The following is a 5,481-nucleotide window of genomic DNA, read 5'->3' as shown; positions in this document are numbered from 1 at the left end:
GGTGGGGTATGGTTGTGAAGTTGCCCTCTGGGCTGGCTGTGAGGTCAGTTGGGGGAGCGTCCGATCCTTGAGAACTCAACAGCGTGCACTTGTCAAATGCCAAATAACCTCGACTCCACTTCGGTGGGTGAGATTCCTTTGGATCAAAGACCTTCCCTTTGGGGGAGGCAACGGATAGTCAGCAATGATTTATCTCTTTGGTCAGCATCAAACTCGCTGCTCCAGTCTTTTTCCGGCTGGTCGCAGCAAATTTTCTTTACGGAGAGTTTGATCCTGGCTCAGGATGAACGCTGGCGGCGTGCTTAACACATGCAAGTCGAACGGTGAAGCAGAGCTTGCTCTGTGGATCAGTGGCGAACGGGTGAGTAACACGTGAGCAATCTGCCCCTGACTCTGGGATAAGCGCTGGAAACGGCGTCTAATACCGGATACGAGCTGCGACCGCATGGTCAGTAGCTGGAAAGAATTTCGGTCAGGGATGAGCTCGCGGCCTATCAGCTTGTTGGTGAGGTAATGGCTCACCAAGGCGTCGACGGGTAGCCGGCCTGAGAGGGTGACCGGCCACACTGGGACTGAGACACGGCCCAGACTCCTACGGGAGGCAGCAGTGGGGAATATTGCACAATGGGCGCAAGCCTGATGCAGCAACGCCGCGTGAGGGATGACGGCCTTCGGGTTGTAAACCTCTTTTAGCAGGGAAGAAGCGAAAGTGACGGTACCTGCAGAAAAAGCGCCGGCTAACTACGTGCCAGCAGCCGCGGTAATACGTAGGGCGCAAGCGTTATCCGGAATTATTGGGCGTAAAGAGCTCGTAGGCGGTCTGTCGCGTCTGCTGTGAAAACCCGAGGCTCAACCTCGGGCCTGCAGTGGGTACGGGCAGACTAGAGTGCGGTAGGGGAGATTGGAATTCCTGGTGTAGCGGTGGAATGCGCAGATATCAGGAGGAACACCGATGGCGAAGGCAGATCTCTGGGCCGTAACTGACGCTGAGGAGCGAAAGGGTGGGGAGCAAACAGGCTTAGATACCCTGGTAGTCCACCCCGTAAACGTTGGGAACTAGTTGTGGGGTCCATTCCACGGATTCCGTGACGCAGCTAACGCATTAAGTTCCCCGCCTGGGGAGTACGGCCGCAAGGCTAAAACTCAAAGGAATTGACGGGGACCCGCACAAGCGGCGGAGCATGCGGATTAATTCGATGCAACGCGAAGAACCTTACCAAGGCTTGACATATAGAGGAAACGTCTGGAAACAGTCGCCCCGCAAGGTCTCTATACAGGTGGTGCATGGTTGTCGTCAGCTCGTGTCGTGAGATGTTGGGTTAAGTCCCGCAACGAGCGCAACCCTCGTTCTATGTTGCCAGCACGTAATGGTGGGAACTCATGGGATACTGCCGGGGTCAACTCGGAGGAAGGTGGGGATGACGTCAAATCATCATGCCCCTTATGTCTTGGGCTTCACGCATGCTACAATGGCCGGTACAAAGGGCTGCAATACCGTGAGGTGGAGCGAATCCCAAAAAGCCGGTCCCAGTTCGGATTGAGGTCTGCAACTCGACCTCATGAAGTCGGAGTCGCTAGTAATCGCAGATCAGCAACGCTGCGGTGAATACGTTCCCGGGTCTTGTACACACCGCCCGTCAAGTCATGAAAGTCGGTAACACCTGAAGCCGGTGGCCCAACCCTTGTGGAGGGAGCCGTCGAAGGTGGGATCGGTAATTAGGACTAAGTCGTAACAAGGTAGCCGTACCGGAAGGTGCGGCTGGATCACCTCCTTTCTAAGGAGCATCTGACTCTTCGGAGTCCAGAACCCGGTTCGAAGGCACATGTTCTTCGCTGGGAGCTCATGGGTGGAACATTTGACATGGTGCGAAGGATGAGGTTCTTCTCTAGTACGCCGCTTGCGGTGGGAACGGGGAGGGTTTCGGGTGTCGCACCTGCACGCTGTTGGGTCCTGAGGGACCGGATGAGAGTCCGCAACCTCTGGGCCTTTTCTTCATGCTGCTTGGGTGGCATGTGGGGAGGGTACCGCCCGTACTTTGAGAACTACACAGTGGACGCGAGCATCTTCGATGCGACACCTTCGGGTGTTGTGTCGTGAAGATGATCTTAAAGATCATTAGTCAATTTTTTGACGATTCAACTCATGTGATTTCAAGTCTTTAAGAGCAAACGGTGGATGCCTTGGCATCTGGAGCCGAAGAAGGACGTAGCAATCTGCGATAAGCCTCGGGGAGTGGATAAGCACACTGTGATCCGAGGGTGTCCGAATGGGGAAACCCCGCTGGGCGGCGTGCCGACCTAGTGACTCCCGCCTGAATATATAGGGCGGGTAGAGGGAACGTGGGGAAGTGAAACATCTCAGTACCCACAGGAAGAGAAAGCAACAGCGATTCCGTTAGTAGTGGCGAGCGAAACCGGATCAGGCTAAACCTTGCGTGTGTGATAGCCGGCAGGCGTTGCACGTTGGGGGTTGTGGGACTTTTCTGATCATTCTGCCGAGTGGTCGACGTTACAAGAAGGTATAGACGAACAGGTTTGAATGCCTGGTCATAGAGGGTGCGAACCCCGTAGTCGAAATGCTTCTCTTGGCGTGAAGAGTATCCCAAGTAGCACGGGGCCCGAGAAATCCCGTGTGAATCTGTCAGGACCACCTGATAAGCCTAAATACTCCCAGATGACCGATAGCGGACAAGTACCGTGAGGGAAAGGTGAAAAGTACCCCGGGAGGGGAGTGAAATAGTACCTGAAACCGTTTGCTTACAAACCGTTGGAGCCTCCTTAGTAGGGGTGACAGCGTGCCTTTTGAAGAATGAGCCTGCGAGTTAGCGATACGTGGCGAGGTTAACCCGTGTGGGGTAGCCGTAGCGAAAGCGAGTCTGAATAGGGCGATTCAGTCGCGTGTCCTAGACCCGAAGCGAAGTGATCTATCCATGGCCAGGTTGAAGCGACGGTAAGACGTCGTGGAGGACCGAACCCACTTAGGTTGAAAACTGAGGGGATGAGCTGTGGATAGGGGTGAAAGGCCAATCAAACTTCGTGATAGCTGGTTCTCTCCGAAATGCATTTAGGTGCAGCGTTGCGTGTTTCTTGCCGGAGGTAGAGCTACTGGATGGCCGATGGGCCCTACAAGGTTACTGACGTCAGCCAAACTCCGAATGCCGGTAAGTGAGAGCGCAGCAGTGAGACTGTGGGGGATAAGCTTCATAGTCGAGAGGGAAACAACCCAGACCACCAACTAAGGTCCCAAAGCGCGTGCTAAGTGGGAAAGGATGTGGAGTTGCTCTGACAACCAGGAGGTTGGCTTAGAAGCAGCCACCCTTGAAAGAGTGCGTAATAGCTCACTGGTCAAGTGATTCCGCGCCGACAATGTAACGGGGCTCAAGCACGCCACCGAAGTTGTGGCATTGACATTATTGGTAGGCCTTCGTGGTCCAGCCGTGTTGATGGGTAGGAGAGCGTCGTGTGCCGGGTGAAGCGGCGGGGTGACCCAGCCGTGGACGGCACACGAGTGAGAATGCAGGCATGAGTAGCGAAAGACGTGTGAGAAACACGTCCTCCGAAAGACCAAGGGTTCCAGGGTCAAGCTAATCTTCCCTGGGTAAGTCGGGACCTAAGGCGAGGCCGACAGGCGTAGTCGATGGACAACGGGTTGATATTCCCGTACCGGCGAAGAACCGCCCAAGCTAATCCAGTGGTGCTAAGAGTCCTAACCCGGGCTTTGTTGATCCCTTCGGGGTGAGACGGTCCGGTCTAACGCTCGACCCCATGCTGGTGCGGCTAGCGTATTAACAGGTGTGACGCAGGAAGGTAGCCCAACCCGGGCGATGGTTGTCCCGGGGCAAGTGCGTAGGCCGAGTCATAGGCAAATCCGTGACTCATTAAGGCTGAGACACGATGCGGATAAAAAGTGGGTGATCCTATGCTGCCGAGAAAAGCATCGACGCGAGGTTCTAGCTGCCCGTACCCCAAACCGACTCAGGTGGTCAGGTAGAGAATACCAAGGAGATCGAGAGAATCGTGGTTAAGGAACTCGGCAAAATGCCCCCGTAACTTCGGGAGAAGGGGGGCCTTCCACTTATTAGGATTTACTCCGAAAGGGTGTGGAGGCCGCAGAGACTAGTGGGTAGCGACTGTTTACTAAAAACACAGGTCCGTGCCAAGTCGCAAGACGATGTATACGGACTGACGCCTGCCCGGTGCTGGAAGGTTAAGAGGACCGGTTAGCCGCAAGGCGAAGCTGAGAATTTAAGCCCCAGTAAACGGCGGTGGTAACTATAACCATCCTAAGGTAGCGAAATTCCTTGTCGGGTAAGTTCCGACCTGCACGAATGGCGTAACGACTTCCCAACTGTCTCAACCGCGAACTCGGCGAAATTGCACTACGAGTAAAGATGCTCGTTACGCGCAGCAGGACGGAAAGACCCCGTGACCTTTACTACAGCTTGGTATTGGTGTTCGGTGTGGCTTGTGTAGGATAGGTGGGAGACTGTGAAGCGGTGACGCCAGTTACCGTGGAGTCATTGTTGAAATACCACTCTGGTCACTCTGGATATCTAACTTCGAACCGTAATCCGGTTCAGGGACAGTGCCTGGTGGGTAGTTTAACTGGGGCGGTTGCCTCCCAAAAAGTAACGGAGGCGCCCAAAGGTTCCCTCAACCTGGTTGGCAATCAGGTGGCGAGTGTAAGTGCACAAGGGAGCTTGACTGTGAGACTGACAGGTCGAGCAGGGACGAAAGTCGGGACTAGTGATCCGGCAGTGGCTTGTGGAAGCGCTGTCGCTCAACGGATAAAAGGTACCTCGGGGATAACAGGCTGATCTTGCCCAAGAGTTCATATCGACGGCATGGTTTGGCACCTCGATGTCGGCTCGTCGCATCCTGGGGCTGGAGTAGGTCCCAAGGGTTGGGCTGTTCGCCCATTAAAGCGGTACGCGAGCTGGGTTTAGAACGTCGTGAGACAGTTCGGTCCCTATCCGCTGCGCGCGTAGGAAATTTGAGAGGATCTGACCCTAGTACGAGAGGACCGGGTTGGACGAACCTCTGGTGTGCCAGTTGTTCCGCCAGGAGCACCGCTGGTTAGCTACGTTCGGGATGGATAACCGCTGAAAGCATCTAAGCGGGAAGCCGGCCTCAAGATGAGATTTCCATGCCTTCGGGCGAGAGGCTCCCAGCTAGACTACTGGGTTGATAGGCCGGATGTGGAAGCGTGGTAACACGTGAAGCTGACCGGTACTAATAAGCCGATGACTTGATAACACACCGTTTTTGGTGCTTGCGTCCACTGAGTGGTTCTCGATGTACGGTCGAGAACCGCATAACGATCAATCGTTGTGCAGACTGAAACATCAATAGTGTTTCGGCGGCCATAGCGTGAGGGAAACGCCCGGTTACATTCCGAACCCGGAAGCTAAGCCTCACAGCGCCGATGGTACTGCAGGGGGGACCCTGTGGGAGAGTAGGACACCGCCGGACTTCTTTCGT

The 5,481-nt window shown here is 55.0% G+C and carries 3 rRNA genes; all 3 read left to right on the top strand.

What is annotated here, in order from left to right:
• Nucleotides 1–255: 255 nt before the first annotated feature.
• The 3 genes from CI089_RS16140 to rrf all read left to right on the top strand — a co-directional run bounded on the left by CI089_RS16140 (nucleotide 256) and on the right by rrf (nucleotide 5,472).
• Nucleotides 256–1,775: ribosomal RNA gene (locus tag CI089_RS16140) — 16S ribosomal RNA — on the top strand.
• A gap of 374 nt (nucleotides 1,776–2,149) precedes the next feature.
• Nucleotides 2,150–5,256 (top strand): 23S ribosomal RNA (locus CI089_RS16135).
• 99 nt (nucleotides 5,257–5,355) lie between these two features.
• Nucleotides 5,356–5,472, top strand: a 5S ribosomal RNA gene (rrf, locus tag CI089_RS16130).
• The 16S, 23S and 5S rRNA genes sit together here, the layout of an rRNA operon.
• Nucleotides 5,473–5,481: the final 9 nt, after the last annotated feature.

Origin of the sequence: Microbacterium sp. Yaish 1 (assembly GCF_002245215.1) — a bacterium.
Classification (GTDB): domain Bacteria; phylum Actinomycetota; class Actinomycetes; order Actinomycetales; family Microbacteriaceae; genus Microbacterium.
The sequence above is the reverse complement of the archived record's forward strand: the minus strand, read 5'-3'. Positions and strand labels throughout refer to the sequence as shown.